Origin of the sequence: Duganella sp., from assembly GCF_039595735.1 — a bacterium.
In the GTDB taxonomy this organism is placed as follows: Bacteria; Pseudomonadota; Gammaproteobacteria; order Burkholderiales; family Burkholderiaceae_D; genus Rugamonas.
In genome coordinates this window covers 146492-161362 of sequence record NZ_JBCNLB010000013.1, presented here as the reverse complement: position 1 = coordinate 161362, position 14871 = coordinate 146492, and the positions used below count along the sequence as shown (strand labels likewise).

Sequence of the window (14871 nt, the reverse complement as noted above, 5' to 3'; positions counted from 1 at the left end):
CATGCAGCTTGAAGGATTGCAGAGCTTGAGCGACAATCAGACCGCACGGCTCTCCGCCGTGATTAACTGATCGGGGACCCAGCCCCTTGAGAATCACATCTCATACACCACACCTGGGGACACAATCCATGCGCCAGCTAAACGGCGTGTATTCTCAGTATTTCAATCGCCGCCATGCGTTAGTGGGTCACGTATTCCAAGGGCGCTACAAAGCCATACTCGTGGACAAGGAGAGCTATTTGCTGGAAGTGGCGCGCTACATTGTCTTGAATCCCATCCGGGCCGGTATGGTCGACCATCCTGGTCAGTGGCATTGGAGCAGTTTTAATCTGACATCGACAGCCATTTCTCTTCCAGCCTGGCTGGAAGTGAGCTGGCTGCTGTCGAAATTCGGCAATGAAGCCCATACCGCCCAAGAGGCCTACCGCCGCTTCGTCCTGGCAGGCATTGGCGGGAACAGTCCTTTGGAAAACACTTACCGCCAGCTAATCTTGGGAAGCGAGCAGTACATTCAGCACTTTCAAGCGCCGACGCGATCAACCAGCAGCGACGGGACAACGCGGACGCAACGCAGCGCCCTGGCACTTCCCCTGCTTGCCTACCAAGAAAAGTTCCCCGACCGGGACGTCGCAATAGCAGAAGCCTACCGCACCAACGCCTATACACTCACCGAAATCGCCCGCCATTTTGGTGTGTCACTTGCAACAGCCAGCCGAGCCGCCAGAAAATACAGCAGCTAAAGCTGGGCTCGTGTAGAAATGGCGGACCTGACCCCGGAGTTTAATAGGTGAGGCGGAGCTGGAGGTAGGCGGTGCGCGGGGCGGCGGTCATGCGGCCAGCGTTGCCGTCGACGTTGCGGGTGTAGTAGCGCTTGTCCGACAGGTTGTTGATGCCGGCCGCCACTTCGTAAGCCCGCTGTTTCCAGGACAGTTGGGCGTTCCAGACGCGGAAACCAGGAATCACACCGACGCCGCCATTGGCCGCTTCCACTACCGTGTTGGCGGTGTCGGAGTATTGCCTGGTCTGGTGCGTGGTGGACAGGTTGGCAGTCCAGGCGCCGACGCGGTAGCGCGCGCCAACGGTGTCGGTATTGCGCGAGTAGAACGGCACGTCCAGCCCGGCCGTGGCGCCCGATTCCTGAATGGCTTTGGTGTAGGTGTAGTTGGCAAAGACGTTCAGGCCCGCCAGCGCGCTGGCTTCGTCAAAGCTGTAGTCGACCGCAGTTTCGATGCCGTCATGCCTGGTCGCGCCGATGTTCTGGAATGTCGCCGGCACGATGCCAGGCACTTGCGCGATCTGGTTGTCGAACTTCAGTTTGAAGGCGGTCACTTCCGCGCTCAGCGCGGCGGTTTTCCAGCGCGCACCCACTTCGGCGGTCTTGGCCAGTTCCGGTTTGAGCGGATTGGACGGTGTTTGCGAGTTCAACTGGGTGTTTTGCACCGCGCCAAACGAGGTGGTGTAGTTGGCAAACACGGTCAGCGCACGGTTGACCAGGTAGGCCACGTTCAGCGATGGCAGGGCTTTGTTGTTGTCGGACTCGAAGTTGGACTTGGCCGCGACATCGTCGCGCGTCGAGGAGATTCTCTCGTAGCGCACGCCCGGTGTGATGCGCCAGGCACCCAGCGCGATGCGGTCGTCGACATACGCCGCGTGCGCATCGGTGCTGTTGATGAAGGTGGTGGTGGCGCCGTTCACGCCCGTAGCGACATTCTGGACGAAGCTGTTGTCGTCGCCGCGCTCGCGAAGGTAGCGGTAGCCCACTGTGACGTCGTGCGTCATGCCGCCAGCGTTGAAACGCTGGGTGTAGCGCGGCTCGATGCCGGTCACCTGGTAGTTGCGCGGCTGCCAGGTGAGCTGGGTCCTGGCGGCGTTGATCAGGGAACTCTGGCGGAAGCTTTCGTTGTAGTAGGCCTTGATTTCAAATTCCTGCGTGGCCGAAATGGTGTTCAGGTAGCCCACGTCCACGCCTTTGCGGTCGCCGCTCCAGAAGTCGGTCGGGCGGGTGTTCTGGAATGGATCGGCGTTGTATTGCGCCACGGTCAGGCCGCCCGGCGTGCGCGACAGCACGTCGTAGTACGAGACTTTGCCGTACACCTCGCTGCTGGCATTGAGCGGATAGCGGAATTTCACGGCGACGTCGTTAACGCGCTCGTCGCTGCCGGCGCGCCATTCGGTGCCTTCCATGCCCGAATACATCAGCGCCAGGCCGAAACCGTTGCTGGCGGTGCCGCCGACGAAGGCGCTGTACTGGCGGTTGCTGCCGCCCTGGCCAAAGTCGTTGTAGCGGACGGTGGCGTCGCCGCTCAGCCCCTCGCCTTGGGGAATGTCACGGCTGCGGAAGTTGATGATGCCGCCGACGTTTTGCGGGCCGTAGCGCACCGCGCCGCCACCGCGCACCACGTCGATCGATTCGATATTGTTCAGGCTGACCGGCGCAAACGACAGCTGCGGCTGGCCGTATGGCGCCACCGCCAGCGGAATGCCGTCCAGCAGCACGGTCGAGCGCGGCGAATACCGCCCGGTCAGGCCGCGCACACCGATGTTCAGGGAGATGGCGCTGCCGGCCGTGCCGGAATTGTCGCTGGCCTGTACGCCCGGAATGCGCCGCAATACGTCGCCAATGTTGGCAGCGCCGCTCTCGGCAATGCTTTCCTTGTCCACCACGGTGCGCGCGCCGGCAAAATTCTTCACGCTGTTTTGCAGGCCTGACCCCAGCCAGCTGCCCGACACCTGGATGGTTTCCATCGGCGGTTCGTCGGTTTGTTGGGCTTGCGCGGCCGGAGCCAGCAAGACGGATACAGCTGCAGCCAATGCAGTCAGTTTGAATTCAGGCATGTGAAGAACGATGAGTATTTGAAATGTTGCGAATGATAACACTTCTCATTCGCAATTTCCAACGGATCTCCGGCATGGTCTATAATTGACGAATGCTTAAGACGCTTCGACGCCAGACCCTGCATTTATGGATTGCCATGCTGGCCGTCCTGTTTGCCGCGCTCGCGCCGACGGTATCGCATGCGCTGGCCGCGTCCACTTCCAGCGTGCTGGCGGAAATGTGCTCGGTCGACGGCCCTGGCAAGAAGGCGCCGACCAACACCATGCACGGCATGGAGCATTGCCCCTATTGCGCCACCTCCGGCGGTGCCCCCGCACTGGAGCCGCCCGCCCTGACCGGCTTTGCCGTCATCGGTGGCCACGATTTCTATCCGCCGCTGTTTTACACGGCACCGCAACCGCTTCATACCTGGAGCGCCGCCAGTCCGCGCGGGCCTCCCGCCCTTTCCTGATCGTTCGCTTTATTCCGCAGTCCGCATGTGCGTGGGCTGCGGCCATCCATATGCATCATCAGGAATACAATGAAAACCACTATGTCTCCACTGGCATTGGCGCTGCTGGCCGTCTTTGCCACCGCCTATGCTGAAGAAGCACCTCACACCGTCAACATCGTAGGCACCCGCCCTACTTCGCTGCCGATCCAGATTCCAACCACGATCGAAAGCATCTCCCGCGAAGACATCGAACGTGATATCAATGCCACCGATGCCGAGGATGCGCTCAAATACCTGCCCAGCCTCCTGGTGCGCAAGCGCTATATCGGCGACTACAATCACGCCGTGCTGTCCACGCGCGCATCTGGCACCGGCAACAGCGCGCGTTCGATGGTGTATGCGGACGGCATCCTGCTGTCCAATTATCTCGGCAACGGCGCGACCTTTGCGCCGCGCTGGGGCATGGTCAGCCCGGAGGAAATCGAGCGCGTTGATGTGCTGTATGGCCCCTTCTCCGCGGCGTATGGCGGCAATTCGGTTGGCGCGGTGGTCGATTACGTCACACGCATGCCGGCCGCGTTTGAAGCGCACGCCAAGCTGACGCTCACGCATCAGCCGTTCAAGCTCTATGGCAGCAGCGACAAGTACGACGGCCGGCAAGGCAACTTCGCGCTGGGCGACCGCAATGGCGCCTGGTCCTGGTTCATCGATATGAGCCGCACCGACAGCGAGGGTCAGCCGCTGACCTTCCCTACGCGCCTGGTCAGCGCTGGCGCTGTGGGCGCCGCCGGCACACCGGTGACCGGCGCCGTGGCTGACGTCGACCGCACCAACAATCCGTGGTATCTGCTGGGCGCGGCCACGCAGTACCACACGGTGCAGGATCAGCTGAAGGCCAAGCTGGCCTACGACTTCTCACCGACCATGCGCGCCACTTATACCTTTGGCCTGTGGCGCAATGATTCTGAGGGCCGCCCGAATTCTTATCTGCGCGATGCGAACGGCAAGCCGGTCTACAGCGGCGCAATCAATATCAATGGCCGCAGCTATACGCTGGGCCAGACCGATTTCAATCTGTCCAACGAAGACCTGCAGCACTTCATGCACGGCTTGACCGTAAAGACCAACACCAGGGGTGTATTCGATTGGGAAGTCGCTGCCAGCTTGTATGACTACGACAAGGATCAACTGCGCGCCGCTACCATCGCGCTGCCGGCGGCACTCAATGGCGGCAACGGACGGCTGGTGAATCAGGGCGGCACCGGTTGGAGTACGTTTGCCGCCAAAGGCGTGTGGCGCCCAACTGCCGCACACCTCGCGGAATTCGGCTATCAGCGCGAAGCCTACAAGTTAAGCAACACGGAGACCCCGACTGATAACTGGATCGACAGTGCGGCGGTCGGCAATCCGACTTCGCGCTTCGCCGGCAAGACCGAGATCAACAGCCTGTATGCGCAGAACACCTGGAAGTTCGCGCCGAAATGGAAGACGGTGCTGGGTGCACGCCTTGAGCACTGGCATGCGCACGATGGCGTGACTGCCAACGCCACAGCCGTCGCACGGCACGCGGAACGCAGCGAGAACTACATTTCGCCCAAGGCTGCATTGGCCTACCAGGCCAGCGAAGACTGGATGCTGAAAGCGTCGCTGGGCCGCGCGGTGCGCATGCCGACGGTGTCCGAGCTGTATCAGGGTGGGGTCAATGCAGCCGGGCAGCTGAGCAACAATGATCCCAATCTGAAGCCGGAAAAATCGTGGACCACGGAGCTGACCGGTGAGCGCAAGCTGGCCGACGGCTATCTGCGCCTGACTGCCTTTGGCGAACGCACCACGGACGCGCTGTATTCGCAAACCAACGTGCTGGTGCTGCCGATGGTGACCAATATCCAGAACGTGAATCTGATCCGCACCAAGGGTCTGGAAGTCTCCTACGCAGCCAAAGTGTTGGGACTGGACCTGAGTTCCAGTGTAACGTGGACCGATTCAAAGATCATCCGCAATGACAAGGCCCCGGGCAGCGTCGGCAAATGGCAGCCGCGCATCCCGGAATGGCGTGCCACCGGTGTCGCCAGCTACGCCTTCGACGACAAGCTCTCCCTTACGCTGGCGGCGCGCTACAGCGGCAAGCAGTATTCGACTTTGGATAACTCAGACATCAACGGCTTTGCCTACCAAGGCTCCAGCAAATACTTCACGGCGGATGCCCGACTGCACTATCGCATCAATCGGCAATGGAGCCTGGCGCTGGGCGTGGATAACCTGAATAACTACCAATATTGGAATTTCCACCCATACCCGCAACGCACCTACGTCGCTGAGCTGAAGTTCGACCTGTAATCCAGGCGCCGCCAAACATTCTGGCGGCGCTCTGCGCATTTTTAACATTCATATGATATACTTCTTTACGTCGAAACTTCATAGAGACCGAGAGAACATCATGCTGAGCACCGAACACAAAGCCATCATCACTGCCACTGTTCCTATTCTTGAACAAGGCGGCGAAGCCCTGACGCGCCACTTCTACCAGACCATGTTCCGCGACTATCCGGAGGTGAAGTCGCTGTTCAATCAGGCGAATCAGACCGAAGGCACGCAGCAACGCGCGCTGGCCAACGCGGTGCTGATGTATGCGAAGAATATCGAGAAGCTGGAAAATCTCGGCCCGCTGGTCAACACCATCATCAACAAGCACGTCTCGCTGCAAATCCAGCCGGAGCACTACCCTATCGTCGGCGCTTCGCTGCTGAAAGCGATCCGCGAGGTGCTGGGCGAAGAAGTGGCGACTGACGCAGTGATTGAAGCCTGGGCCGCGGCTTACGGTCAGTTGGCCGATATTCTGATCGGCGCGGAAGAAGGCATCTATAAACAGAACGAACAGGCCGAAGGCGGCTGGCGCGGCGCCCGCACCTTCAACGTGGTTTCGAAGACGGTGGAAAGCGACGAGATTACCTCCTTCGTGCTGGAGCCGGCCGATGGCGGCAAGGTTGTTGCGCACAAGCCTGGCCAGTACATAGGCCTGAGCGTGAAGGTGAACGGCAACGAACAGCGCCGTCAGTATTCGCTGTCCGCAGCGGCCAATGGCGTCAACTATCGCATCAGCGTCAAGCGCGAAGATGGCGGCCTGGTGTCGAACTACCTGCACGATCAGGTGAATGTGGGCGACAGTATCGATGTGTTCCCGCCGGCTGGCGACTTTGTGCTGTCCGACAGCGACAAGCCGCTGGTGCTGATCAGCGGCGGCGTGGGCATCACGCCAACGCTGGCGATGCTGACGGCGGCGCTGACCAGCAATCGCCCGGTGCACTTTATTCACGCGGCGCGCCACGCCGGTGTGCACGCCTTCCGCGATCATATCGATGCGCTGGCGGCCAAGCACCCGCAGCTGCAACGCTTCTACTGCTACGAGACCGCCGATGTGGAGGCGCCGCAGCCTGACGCCACCGGCTATCTGAATCCGCAACATCTGGCCAAGTGGTTGCCAGTGACGCGCGATCTGGAGGCCTACTTCCTGGGTCCTACGCCGTTCATGAAGGCCATCAAGTCGCATCTGGCGGAATTGGGCGTGCCGCAGTCGCAGACTTACTATGAGTTCTTCGGTCCTGCCGAAGCTTTGGCTTGATGCGATTTTCAACTATGTAAAGCTGGATTTCTTCGTGTACTCGGGTGGGCGTGGATGCAATACTTGAAGCATCCACGCATCACTCAAGGAAAACATGAAGCGCAGAACTCTGTTGAAACTGGCGGCCGGCAGTGCCGCCGTTGCCGGCTTTTCGCCTGTCTCGCTGGCCGTCGCCGCACCATTGAAGGAGCTGCGGCTCGACTACGCTTATTATTCGCCCGCCAGTCTGGTGCTGAAGCGCTTCGGATGGCTGGAAGAAGAATTCAAGGCTGACGGCGTGCAGGTGCGCTGGGTGCTCAGTGCCGGCAGCAATCGCGCGCTGGAGTATCTGAACGCGAACAGCATCGATATCGGTTCTTCCGCCGGCCTGGCCGCCTTGCTGGCCAAGGCGAACGGCAATCCGATCAAGACGCCGTATATTTTTTCGCGCCCCGAATGGACGGCGCTTGTCGTGCGCAAGGATTCAAATATCCGCACCGTGGCAGATTTGAAGGGCAAGAAGGTGGCGGCCACCAAGGGTACCGATCCCTATCTGTTCCTGCTGCGCTCTTTGCAGACGGCTGGCCTGAAGCGCAGCGACATCGAGCATGTAAGTTTGCAGCATGCGGATGGACGCGCAGCGCTGGAGCAAGGCAAGGTGGATGCGTGGGCGGGCCTCGATCCGCACATGGCCGCAAGTGAGCTGGAATCCGGCTCGAAGCTGATATACCGGAATGTGGCATTCAATACGTATGGCTTCCTGAATGTGCGCGAAGACTTCCTGGCCGCGCGGCCGGCGGAAGTGGCGCGTGTGATCAAGGCGTACGAGAGAGCGCGGGCCTGGATACGGGCGAATCCTGGCGAGGCCGCCAGGATTCTGTCTGAGGAGGCCAAGGTGTCATTGCCGGTGGCGCTGCTGCAGGTGAAGTTGCGCAGTGATTTCAGCAATCCACAGCCGGGCAGCGAGCATGTGAAGGCCCTGCAGGTGGCCGCGCCGATTCTGAAAGATGAGTCGCTGGTGAAGGCCGACGCGGATCTGCACCGCGCCATCGCGGAGCTGGTCGATACCCGCTTCGCCCAACCCTACATCGCCCGCGCGTAGGAACGATCGCCATGCGCAGCCAACTGGCGGTCCAGCCGCCCGCCACTCTGCCAGAGCGCCGACGCGAAGGCGCGCCCCGGCGCGATGATGTGCAGCTGGATGCACCGTCGGCTGCGGATGCGGCGGAGCTGGCGTCGGCCGCGCAGGCGGCGCAGGTCAGAATCGCGGCTGCCGTGCGCAGGGCTGCTGGCGAGCGAGCGCGGGGTGCTTTGCTTGCGTTGCTGCTGCCGGTGGCGGCGTTGCTGGCGATCGAATTCTCTGTGCGCGGCGGGCTGCTTCCTTCCAACCTGCTGCCCGCGCCGACGCAAATACTCGACACGCTGCGCGATCTCGGCACGCGGGGTCTGCTCAGCCACATCGGCGCCAGCACCGTGCGCGTGGCGGCCGGCTTTGCGGGCGGCGCGCTGCTGGCCATCCTGCTTGGCGCCACGGTCGGCTTGAGCCGTCACGCTGAAGCCATCCTCGATCCCACTTTCCAGGCCCTGCGCGCCATCCCTTCACTGGCCTGGGTGCCGCTGTTGCTGCTCTGGCTCGGCATCGACGAGGCGCCAAAAATCGTCCTGATCGCCATTGGCGCCTTCTTCCCCATCTACATGGGCGTGGCCTCCGGCATCCGCGGTGTCGACCGCAAACTGATTGAAGTCGCACGGCTCTATCGCCTGTCCAATATCGCCCTGACAAAGCGTGTGCTGCTGCCTGCCGCCCTGCCGGCCATCCTGACTGGCTTGCGCAATGGCCTCAGCCTCGCCTGGATGTTCATGGTGGCGGCAGAACTGATCGCCGCCAGCAAGGGCCTCGGTTATCTTTTATCGGACGGCCGCGAAACCAGCCGCGCCGACATCGTGCTGGCGGCCATCTTCCTGCTGGCCATCCTCGGCAAGATCAGCGACACGCTGATGGCCGTCATTGAAAAACGCAGCCTCGCATGGCGCGACAGCTACGCATGAGCATTGCACTCGATATTCACGTTGAAGAAAAACGCTACGGCGCCCGCACTGTCCTGCGCGATGTCAGCCTGCAGCTGCAGGAAGGTGAGATGGTCAGCCTGATCGGCGCCAGCGGCTGCGGCAAAAGCAGCCTGCTGTCCATCGCCTCGGGCCTGGATCGCAGCTTCAAGGGACAGATAAAACTCGACGGCGCGCCACTGAAAGGCGTAAGCAGCGACATCGGCTTCATCTTCCAGGAGCCGCGCCTGTTTCCATGGCTGACGGTGGCGGAAAACGTCGCCTTCGACAGCGACAACGCGCTGGCTTCGCAAAGACTGGTCATGCGCCTGCTGGCCGAAGTCGGCCTGCAAGAGCATGCAAACGCGCTGCCCAAACAGCTCTCCGGCGGACAGGCGCAACGGGCCGCCATCGCGCGCGGCCTGTTCACGCAGCCACGCGTGCTGCTGCTCGACGAACCTTTCTCCGCGGTCGATGCTTTCACCCGCATGAAGCTGCAGGACCTGTTGCTGAAGGTCGCCTTTCAGCACAAGCTCACTGTGCTGCTGGTCACGCACGATATCGACGAAGCGCTCTATCTGAGCGACCGCATCGTCCTGCTGGATGGCGGCCTGACCGAGTTCCATCCCGGTCCGGCACCGCGCAAGCGCGGCGACGTGGAGGCGGCCCAGTTAAAGGCCGCCATCCTCGACAGCCTGCACGTTTAGAACTTGGCGCGCACGCCAAACACCACGTTACGGCCTGGCAGCGGCGCGATATCCTTCAATACCGAGGTCGATACGCGAATCTCTTCGTTGGTGAGGTTCTTCGCCAGCAGGAACCAGGTCAGATCGTAATCGCCCACTTTCTGCGTGTAAGACAGGTTGGCGTTCAGCTGGTTGTAGCCCGGGGTGTCGGTGGTCTCAAACGAAGCCAGACGATCCTGAGACTGCGCGTGCACCAGCGACAAACCAGCGCGCCAGTTGCCCATCTTGTACGCCGTGCTGACGCCGACGCGGGTGGCCGGTTGCAGCGGCAGATTGCCGCCGCGTTCCAGTTTGCCGTGCGAGGTGTCGGCAAACACGCGGCCCGACCATCCGGCGCCGGTCGGGTTGTATTCCAGTTCCGCTTCCGCGCCCTGGATGGTGGCGTCGGCCTGTTCGAAAATACGTTCGCGCAGCTCGTCACCCGGATTGCCCTCTTCATCCAGCAGGTTGCCGGTGATGTGACCATAGATGAAATCACTGACCTTGTTGCGGAACACGTTGGCCTTCCAGCGTACCAGCCCGGTGGTCTTCTGAAGGTTGATCTCGATATTGCGTGAGGTCTCCTTCTTGAAATCGGCATTGCCGATGTCGAAGGTGACAGTGGCGTCGTGCGGGCCGCTGGAATACAGCTCCTCCGTCGACGGCGCACGTTGCGCGTACGAGAAAGTCGCGCCCAGCGCATAGCCCTGCACGAACGGCCACTGGCCGCCCACCGATGCCGACTGCAGGTTGAACGAGCGGTTCATGCCAGTCACCGGTTCGCGCTTGACGCGCTCCACGCGACCGCCGGCGTTGAACTTGACCGGGCCAAACTCGGTTTCCTCCACCAGGAAGACGGCGTTGGAGGTGGAATGCGTGACCGGCACGGTGTCCGGGCCGCCCTGCGCGCTCAGTGCGGAGAAGTTGGTGTTCTCGGTCTGCACGCCAAAGGTGCCGTGCCAGCCCGCCACCGGCTTGTGGGTCAGTTCGAAGCGGGTTTCCAGCGAGTGGTTCTTGAACAGCACTTCCGGTGCGCCGTCTTCGCCAATTTCAGCGTGCTTGTAGTCGGTGTAGCCGGCCTTGAACTTGAAGGTTTCGAAGCCCTCGAACGGCGACTTCACCAGGCTGTCGATATCGAAACGGTTCTGCTTCTGGTCGATCTTTGAGCCTTCTGCGCTGGGAATGCCATACACATTCGACAGACGCGAGGCCGATACGCCAACGAAGCCCCAGTTATCAATGTAAGAGCCGCCGATGCCGCCGGTGCGCGAGCGCGTGTCCGAATGCGCCAGGCGGCCGACTGGCGTGTTGTAGTCGTCGGCGTTGCGCAGGTTGCCGTCGATGTGCCAGGCCAGCTTGTCGACCGCGCCGTCCAGCGTGCCGGAGACGTTACGGCCGCTGTCGACCGTGCTGCCGCGCGCTTCCATCTGGCCGGTGAGCCTGGGCTCCAGCGCCGTCGGGATGCGCTCATTCACCACGTTGACCAGGCCACCGATCGCGCCCGAGCCATACAGCAGCGCGGCCGGGCCGCGCAGGATCTCGATCTGCTGCGCGGTCGCCCCTTCCGCCGCCACCGCGTGGTCGTTGGACAGGCCGGAGACGTCGGAGACTGCCATGCCGTTTTCCAGCATCTTGACGCGCGCGCCTTCCAGGCCGCGGATGATGGGGCGCGAAGCACCGGCGCCAAACGCCGATGCCGACACGCCCAGTTCCTGCGACAGCGTCTCGCCCAGCGAGCTGCCGGATTTGTCGCGCAGCTCATCGCCGGCCAGCACCTTGGCCGGGGTCAGGATCTGGTCGTTGGCGGTATTGCCGAACGGGTTGGCCGTCACCACCACTTGCGGCACCACGGCCGTTTGGGCGAAAGCGAGCGAATAAGCGGACAGGATCGCGCTGGCCAGCAGCGTGCGTTGAATATTCATGTAAAACCTCTAGCAAAATAGATGACAGCTCGCGCAGCGCGCCCTTGCGGCGCACTGCAGCGAAAAACTCAAAACTGGGAACGGATTTTGGGTGTCAGGCCAGAGGGGGAGCGCGGGACTGGAAGACGCAGGTGGTGCGCTGGCAGGCGGCCAGCGTGGCCTGGATGGTGACCGGGCCGGTGCTGAGGGTGGAGATGGCCAGCGTGAGCGGAGAGCTGGTGATGGCGGCGCCCATCTGCGCCACCGACACGCACTCCGAGCAGACCTTGTGGACCGCCACACGCTTGCGGTGCTCGGCCTGGTCCTCGTCAGTCAGCTGGACATTTTGCTGCTCGGCGCCGCTCCAGTGGGTATAGGCGTGCGTCACCCCGATCTGCTGCGTCAGGAGCAGCAGAAGCGCGAGCAACACATGAACGATGGGCAGGCGGCGAATCATGGCCGGTATTCTAGCGTGATAAGATGGCGGGATGCAAACCTCTATCGCCGAATCTCAAATCCGCTCGACCGGCGCGCGCGTGACCCGCCAGCGCGTGATGGTGCTTGATTTTTTGCTCACGCAGGACAAATCGCTGACTCATCACGAGATCCAGTCCCATCTCGCCCAGCAGGCGCACGCGGAGCTGGACCCGGTCACGCTGTACCGCGTGCTGGAATGGCTGACCGAGCATGAACTGATCCACCGCATCCCCGGCGCCGACCAGGTATGGCGCTTCAGCGCGGGCGCCGGCCACCACGCCCACGAGCACGCGCACTTCCAATGCACCAAGTGCGAACAGGTGACCTGCTTTACCGACGTTTCGCTGCCGCGCAAGATCAAGCTGCCGGAAGGCTTTCATACGCAGGAAATCGACTTTCTCATCAAGGGCACTTGTCCGAAATGCAGCAGCAACTGATGGTATGATGCGCGTCCATGAAAAAGACGCTCATCACCCTCGCCTGCGCGCTGGCCGTTGCCGCCTGCGCCCCATTCACGCCGCAGCAAGCGGCCAACCCGGACCTGACGGTATCCGGCCTGCGCTTCATCGGTGAACAGCGCCTGCCATGGCGCCTGCAGTTCAACGGCACCATGGTCGGCGGCCTGTCGGGCATCGACTACGACGCCGCCAGGGATGAATGGGTGATGATCAGCGACGACCGTTCGCAGTTCAATCCGGCGCGCTACTATCGCGCCAGGCTGGCCTACGATGCGCAGTCGTTCCAATCGGTGCAGCTGACCGGCGTCAGCACCTTCCTGCAGCCGGACGGCACGCCCTATCCTTCGCGCGAGGAATCCAAGCGCAGCAACGGCGTGGTGCCGGACCTGGAAACGCTGCGGGTCGACCCGCACGACGGCAGCATCTGGTACGGCAGCGAGGGCGATGTGGCGCTGTCGCTGGACCCGTTTATCCGCCGCGCCGCGCCGGACGGCCGCTATCAATACACCCTGCCGCTGCCGCCGCTGTTCACGGTATCGAAGGAGCACACGTCCGGCCCGCGCAATAACCAGAGTTTCGAGGGCTTCAGCTTCACGCCGGATGGCCGCACCCTGTGGGTGGCGCTGGAGGGCCCGATGTACCAGGATGGGCCGGAGCCGACGCCGACCCAGGGTGCGGTCAACCGCATCACCCACTTTGCCCGCGACGGCAAGGTGCTGGGCCAGTACGCCTATCCGCTGGAGGCGATTCCGGCCGCGCCCGGCAAGGGCAAGTACGCCGACAACGGCATCTCGGAAATCCTGTCGCTGAGCGAAACGCGCATGCTGGTGATGGAACGTTCCGGCGTGCAGGCGGACGACGGCTCGTACAAGGACTATGTGCGCATCTACGAAATTGACACTGCGGGCGCCAGCGATGTGCAGCATCTGGCCACGCTGAAAGGCGCCGGCTATCAGCTGGTGAAGAAGCGGCTGGTGCTGGATATCGGCGACCTGAAGCTGCCGATCGTCGACAACCTGGAAGGCATGGCTTTCGGCCCGCGCCTAGCCAACGGCCACGCCAGCCTGGTGCTGATCTCCGACGACAACTTCAGCAAGACGCAAGTCACCCAGCTGCTGCTGTTCGACGTCCTCCCCTGAGATGACCGGCGGCGACAGGCAATTGTCGCAGCGGCAGCAGCGCTCAAAGCCCGGCACCGGATCGCCAAAGTAGTCCAGCAGCAGCTTCCAGCGGCAAAAGCCGCTCTGGGCGTAGGCGATCATGCGCTCCAGTTTTTCGCGGTCGAGTTCATGCTTTTCGTCGGGCGCCTTGCTTTTCATGAGGAAGAACTTCTGCAGGCGCGTGTCGTCGTGGTAGTACAGCAGCGTGCATTCGGCGTCTTCGCCATCGCGGCCGGCGCGCCCGGATTCCTGGTAGTAGGCTTCCAGATTGCCCGGCACCTGCAGGTGGATGACAAAGCGCGTATCGCTCTTGTCGATGCCCATGCCAAAGGCGTTGGTGGCCACCATCACGCGGCGCTCGCCGCTCATGAACAACTCCTGGTTTTCGCTGCGTTCGGCGGCCTTCAGGCGGCCGTGATAGAGGGTGACGCTTTCGCCGGCCTCCAGCAGCATCTGGTAAGCCTCCTTGGCCGCCTTGACGGTGGCGGCGTAGACGATGCCCACGCCTGGCGTGTTGCGCACCAGTTCCAGCAGCGTGGCGTTTTTTTCGTCCGGGTTAGTCACCTGGCGCACGCGGTATTGCAGGTTGGGCCGGTAGATGCCGGTGTTGACCACCCGCATGGCGGGACGCCCCAACTGGGCGCGGATATCGTCGATCACGTCATCGGTGGCGGTGGCGGTCAGGGCCAGCACCTGCGGCTGGCCCAGGGCAGCCAGCGCGGCGCCGATTTCCAGGTAGGCCGGCCGGAAGTCGTGCCCCCATTGCGAGATGCAATGGGCCTCATCGATCACCAGCAAGGCCACTCCGGTTTGCTGCAGCAATAGCTGGAATTCGGCTGTGGCCAGCCGTTCGGGGGTGCAGAACACAATGTCCTTGCCAGCGTTTTCAATCGCCTGCAGGGCTTCCTGCTCGTCGCTGCGCGACAGGCTGCTGTTGACCTGGGCGGCGCTGGCGATGCCGGCCTCCTCCAGCTTTTCGGCCTGGTCCTTCATCAGCGAAATCAGGGGCGAGACCACCACGGTCAAGCCCTTGAGCAGGCGCGCCGGCAACTGGTAGCACAGCGATTTGCCGCTGCCGGTGGGCATCACGGCCAGGGTGTCGCGGCCGCCCAGCACGCTGTCGATCACACGCCGCTGGCCATCGCGCAGCGATTCGATGCCGAACACCTTGCGCAGCAGGCGGTCGATTTGTTTATGAGGTGAGGTAGTCATGCCGCCAACGTAGCAAACAACACAA

13 protein-coding genes are annotated in these 14871 nt (G+C 62.3%); 9 read left to right on the top strand and 4 right to left on the bottom strand.

Translation table 11 applies throughout. The annotated features are described in order from the left end of the window. Positions 1-128 precede the first annotated feature (128 nt). Positions 129-740, top strand: coding sequence for a hypothetical protein (locus ABDW57_RS20105; protein WP_343731959.1), 612 nt, complete (start codon positions 129-131; stop codon positions 738-740). Positions 741-780: 40 nt separating this feature from the next. Here the strand turns inward: ABDW57_RS20105 and ABDW57_RS20100 are convergent, their stop codons facing one another. After that, positions 781-2835, bottom strand: coding sequence for a TonB-dependent siderophore receptor (locus ABDW57_RS20100; RefSeq protein ID WP_343731958.1), 2055 nt, complete (start codon positions 2833-2835; stop codon positions 781-783). A 92-nt stretch (positions 2836-2927) separates the two neighbouring features. Here ABDW57_RS20100 and ABDW57_RS20095 point away from each other — a divergent pair, with 92 nt between their 5' ends. The 6 genes from ABDW57_RS20095 to ABDW57_RS20070 all read left to right on the top strand — a co-directional run bounded on the left by ABDW57_RS20095 (position 2928) and on the right by ABDW57_RS20070 (position 9620). Next, on the top strand, positions 2928-3287 hold the full coding sequence (locus ABDW57_RS20095) for a DUF2946 domain-containing protein (protein ID WP_343731957.1): 360 nt from the start codon (positions 2928-2930) through the stop codon (positions 3285-3287). Positions 3288-3356: 69 nt separating this feature from the next. Beyond that, positions 3357-5606, top strand: coding sequence for a TonB-dependent receptor (locus ABDW57_RS20090; protein WP_343731956.1), 2250 nt, complete (start codon positions 3357-3359; stop codon positions 5604-5606). Positions 5607-5706: 100 nt separating this feature from the next. After that, positions 5707-6888 (top strand): NO-inducible flavohemoprotein, encoded by a 1182-nt coding sequence (gene hmpA / locus ABDW57_RS20085; protein ID WP_343731955.1) that lies wholly within the window; start codon positions 5707-5709, stop codon positions 6886-6888. Between the two features lie 94 nt (positions 6889-6982). Then, a complete protein-coding gene (locus ABDW57_RS20080; protein WP_343731954.1) occupies positions 6983-7969 on the top strand; it encodes an aliphatic sulfonate ABC transporter substrate-binding protein in 987 nt (328 codons plus the stop codon). An 11-nt stretch (positions 7970-7980) separates the two neighbouring features. Further along, positions 7981-8916, top strand: a complete 936-nt coding sequence (locus ABDW57_RS20075) for an ABC transporter permease (protein WP_343731953.1) — start codon at positions 7981-7983, stop codon at positions 8914-8916. Continuing rightward, positions 8913-9620: an ABC transporter ATP-binding protein gene (locus ABDW57_RS20070; RefSeq protein WP_343731952.1), complete on the top strand. Its 708-nt coding sequence runs from the start codon at positions 8913-8915 to the stop codon at positions 9618-9620. The genes ABDW57_RS20075 and ABDW57_RS20070 overlap by 4 nt, the downstream gene beginning before the upstream one ends. Here the strand turns inward: ABDW57_RS20070 and ABDW57_RS20065 are convergent. After that, positions 9617-11560 (bottom strand): TonB-dependent receptor, encoded by a 1944-nt coding sequence (locus ABDW57_RS20065; RefSeq protein ID WP_343731951.1) that lies wholly within the window; start codon positions 11558-11560, stop codon positions 9617-9619. The two genes, ABDW57_RS20070 and ABDW57_RS20065, sit on opposite strands and share 4 nt — an antisense overlap. A 94-nt stretch (positions 11561-11654) precedes the next feature. Next, positions 11655-11927 carry a hypothetical protein gene (locus ABDW57_RS20060; protein ID WP_343731950.1) on the bottom strand — a complete coding sequence of 91 codons (273 nt, stop codon included), beginning with the start codon at positions 11925-11927 and terminating at the stop codon, positions 11655-11657. A gap of 100 nt (positions 11928-12027) precedes the next feature. On the opposite strand from ABDW57_RS20060, the gene ABDW57_RS20055 reads away from it, so the two are divergent. Continuing rightward, positions 12028-12453 carry a transcriptional repressor gene (locus ABDW57_RS20055; protein WP_343731949.1) on the top strand — a complete coding sequence of 142 codons (426 nt, stop codon included), beginning with the start codon at positions 12028-12030 and terminating at the stop codon, positions 12451-12453. A gap of 17 nt (positions 12454-12470) precedes the next feature. Then, positions 12471-13613: an esterase-like activity of phytase family protein gene (locus tag ABDW57_RS20050; protein WP_343731948.1), complete on the top strand. Its 1143-nt coding sequence runs from the start codon at positions 12471-12473 to the stop codon at positions 13611-13613. Here ABDW57_RS20050 and ABDW57_RS20045 read toward each other — a convergent pair. After that, complete coding sequence (locus ABDW57_RS20045; protein WP_343731947.1) at positions 13518-14846, bottom strand: ATP-dependent DNA helicase RecQ; 1329 nt, start codon at positions 14844-14846, stop codon at positions 13518-13520. The two genes, ABDW57_RS20050 and ABDW57_RS20045, sit on opposite strands and share 96 nt — an antisense overlap. Positions 14847-14871: the final 25 nt, after the last annotated feature.

Excerpts from the sequence above, each read along its gene's own strand:
- ABDW57_RS20070 (WP_343731952.1), top strand. The coding sequence starts at position 8,913 with ATGAGCATTGCACTCGATATTCACGTTGAAGAAAAACGCTACGGCGCC.
- ABDW57_RS20090 (WP_343731956.1), top strand. The coding sequence starts at position 3,357 with ATGAAAACCACTATGTCTCCACTGGCATTGGCGCTGCTGGCCGTCTTT.
- ABDW57_RS20080 (WP_343731954.1), top strand. The coding sequence starts at position 6,983 with ATGAAGCGCAGAACTCTGTTGAAACTGGCGGCCGGCAGTGCCGCCGTT.
- ABDW57_RS20045 (WP_343731947.1), bottom strand. The coding sequence starts at position 14,846 with ATGACTACCTCACCTCATAAACAAATCGACCGCCTGCTGCGCAAGGTG.
- hmpA (WP_343731955.1), top strand. The coding sequence starts at position 5,707 with ATGCTGAGCACCGAACACAAAGCCATCATCACTGCCACTGTTCCTATT.
- ABDW57_RS20065 (WP_343731951.1), bottom strand. The coding sequence starts at position 11,560 with ATGAATATTCAACGCACGCTGCTGGCCAGCGCGATCCTGTCCGCTTAT.
- ABDW57_RS20100 (WP_343731958.1), bottom strand. The coding sequence starts at position 2,835 with ATGCCTGAATTCAAACTGACTGCATTGGCTGCAGCTGTATCCGTCTTG.
- ABDW57_RS20050 (WP_343731948.1), top strand. The coding sequence starts at position 12,471 with ATGAAAAAGACGCTCATCACCCTCGCCTGCGCGCTGGCCGTTGCCGCC.
- ABDW57_RS20105 (WP_343731959.1), top strand. The coding sequence starts at position 129 with ATGCGCCAGCTAAACGGCGTGTATTCTCAGTATTTCAATCGCCGCCAT.
- ABDW57_RS20095 (WP_343731957.1), top strand. The coding sequence starts at position 2,928 with ATGCTTAAGACGCTTCGACGCCAGACCCTGCATTTATGGATTGCCATG.
- ABDW57_RS20075 (WP_343731953.1), top strand. The coding sequence starts at position 7,981 with ATGCGCAGCCAACTGGCGGTCCAGCCGCCCGCCACTCTGCCAGAGCGC.
- ABDW57_RS20055 (WP_343731949.1), top strand. The coding sequence starts at position 12,028 with ATGCAAACCTCTATCGCCGAATCTCAAATCCGCTCGACCGGCGCGCGC.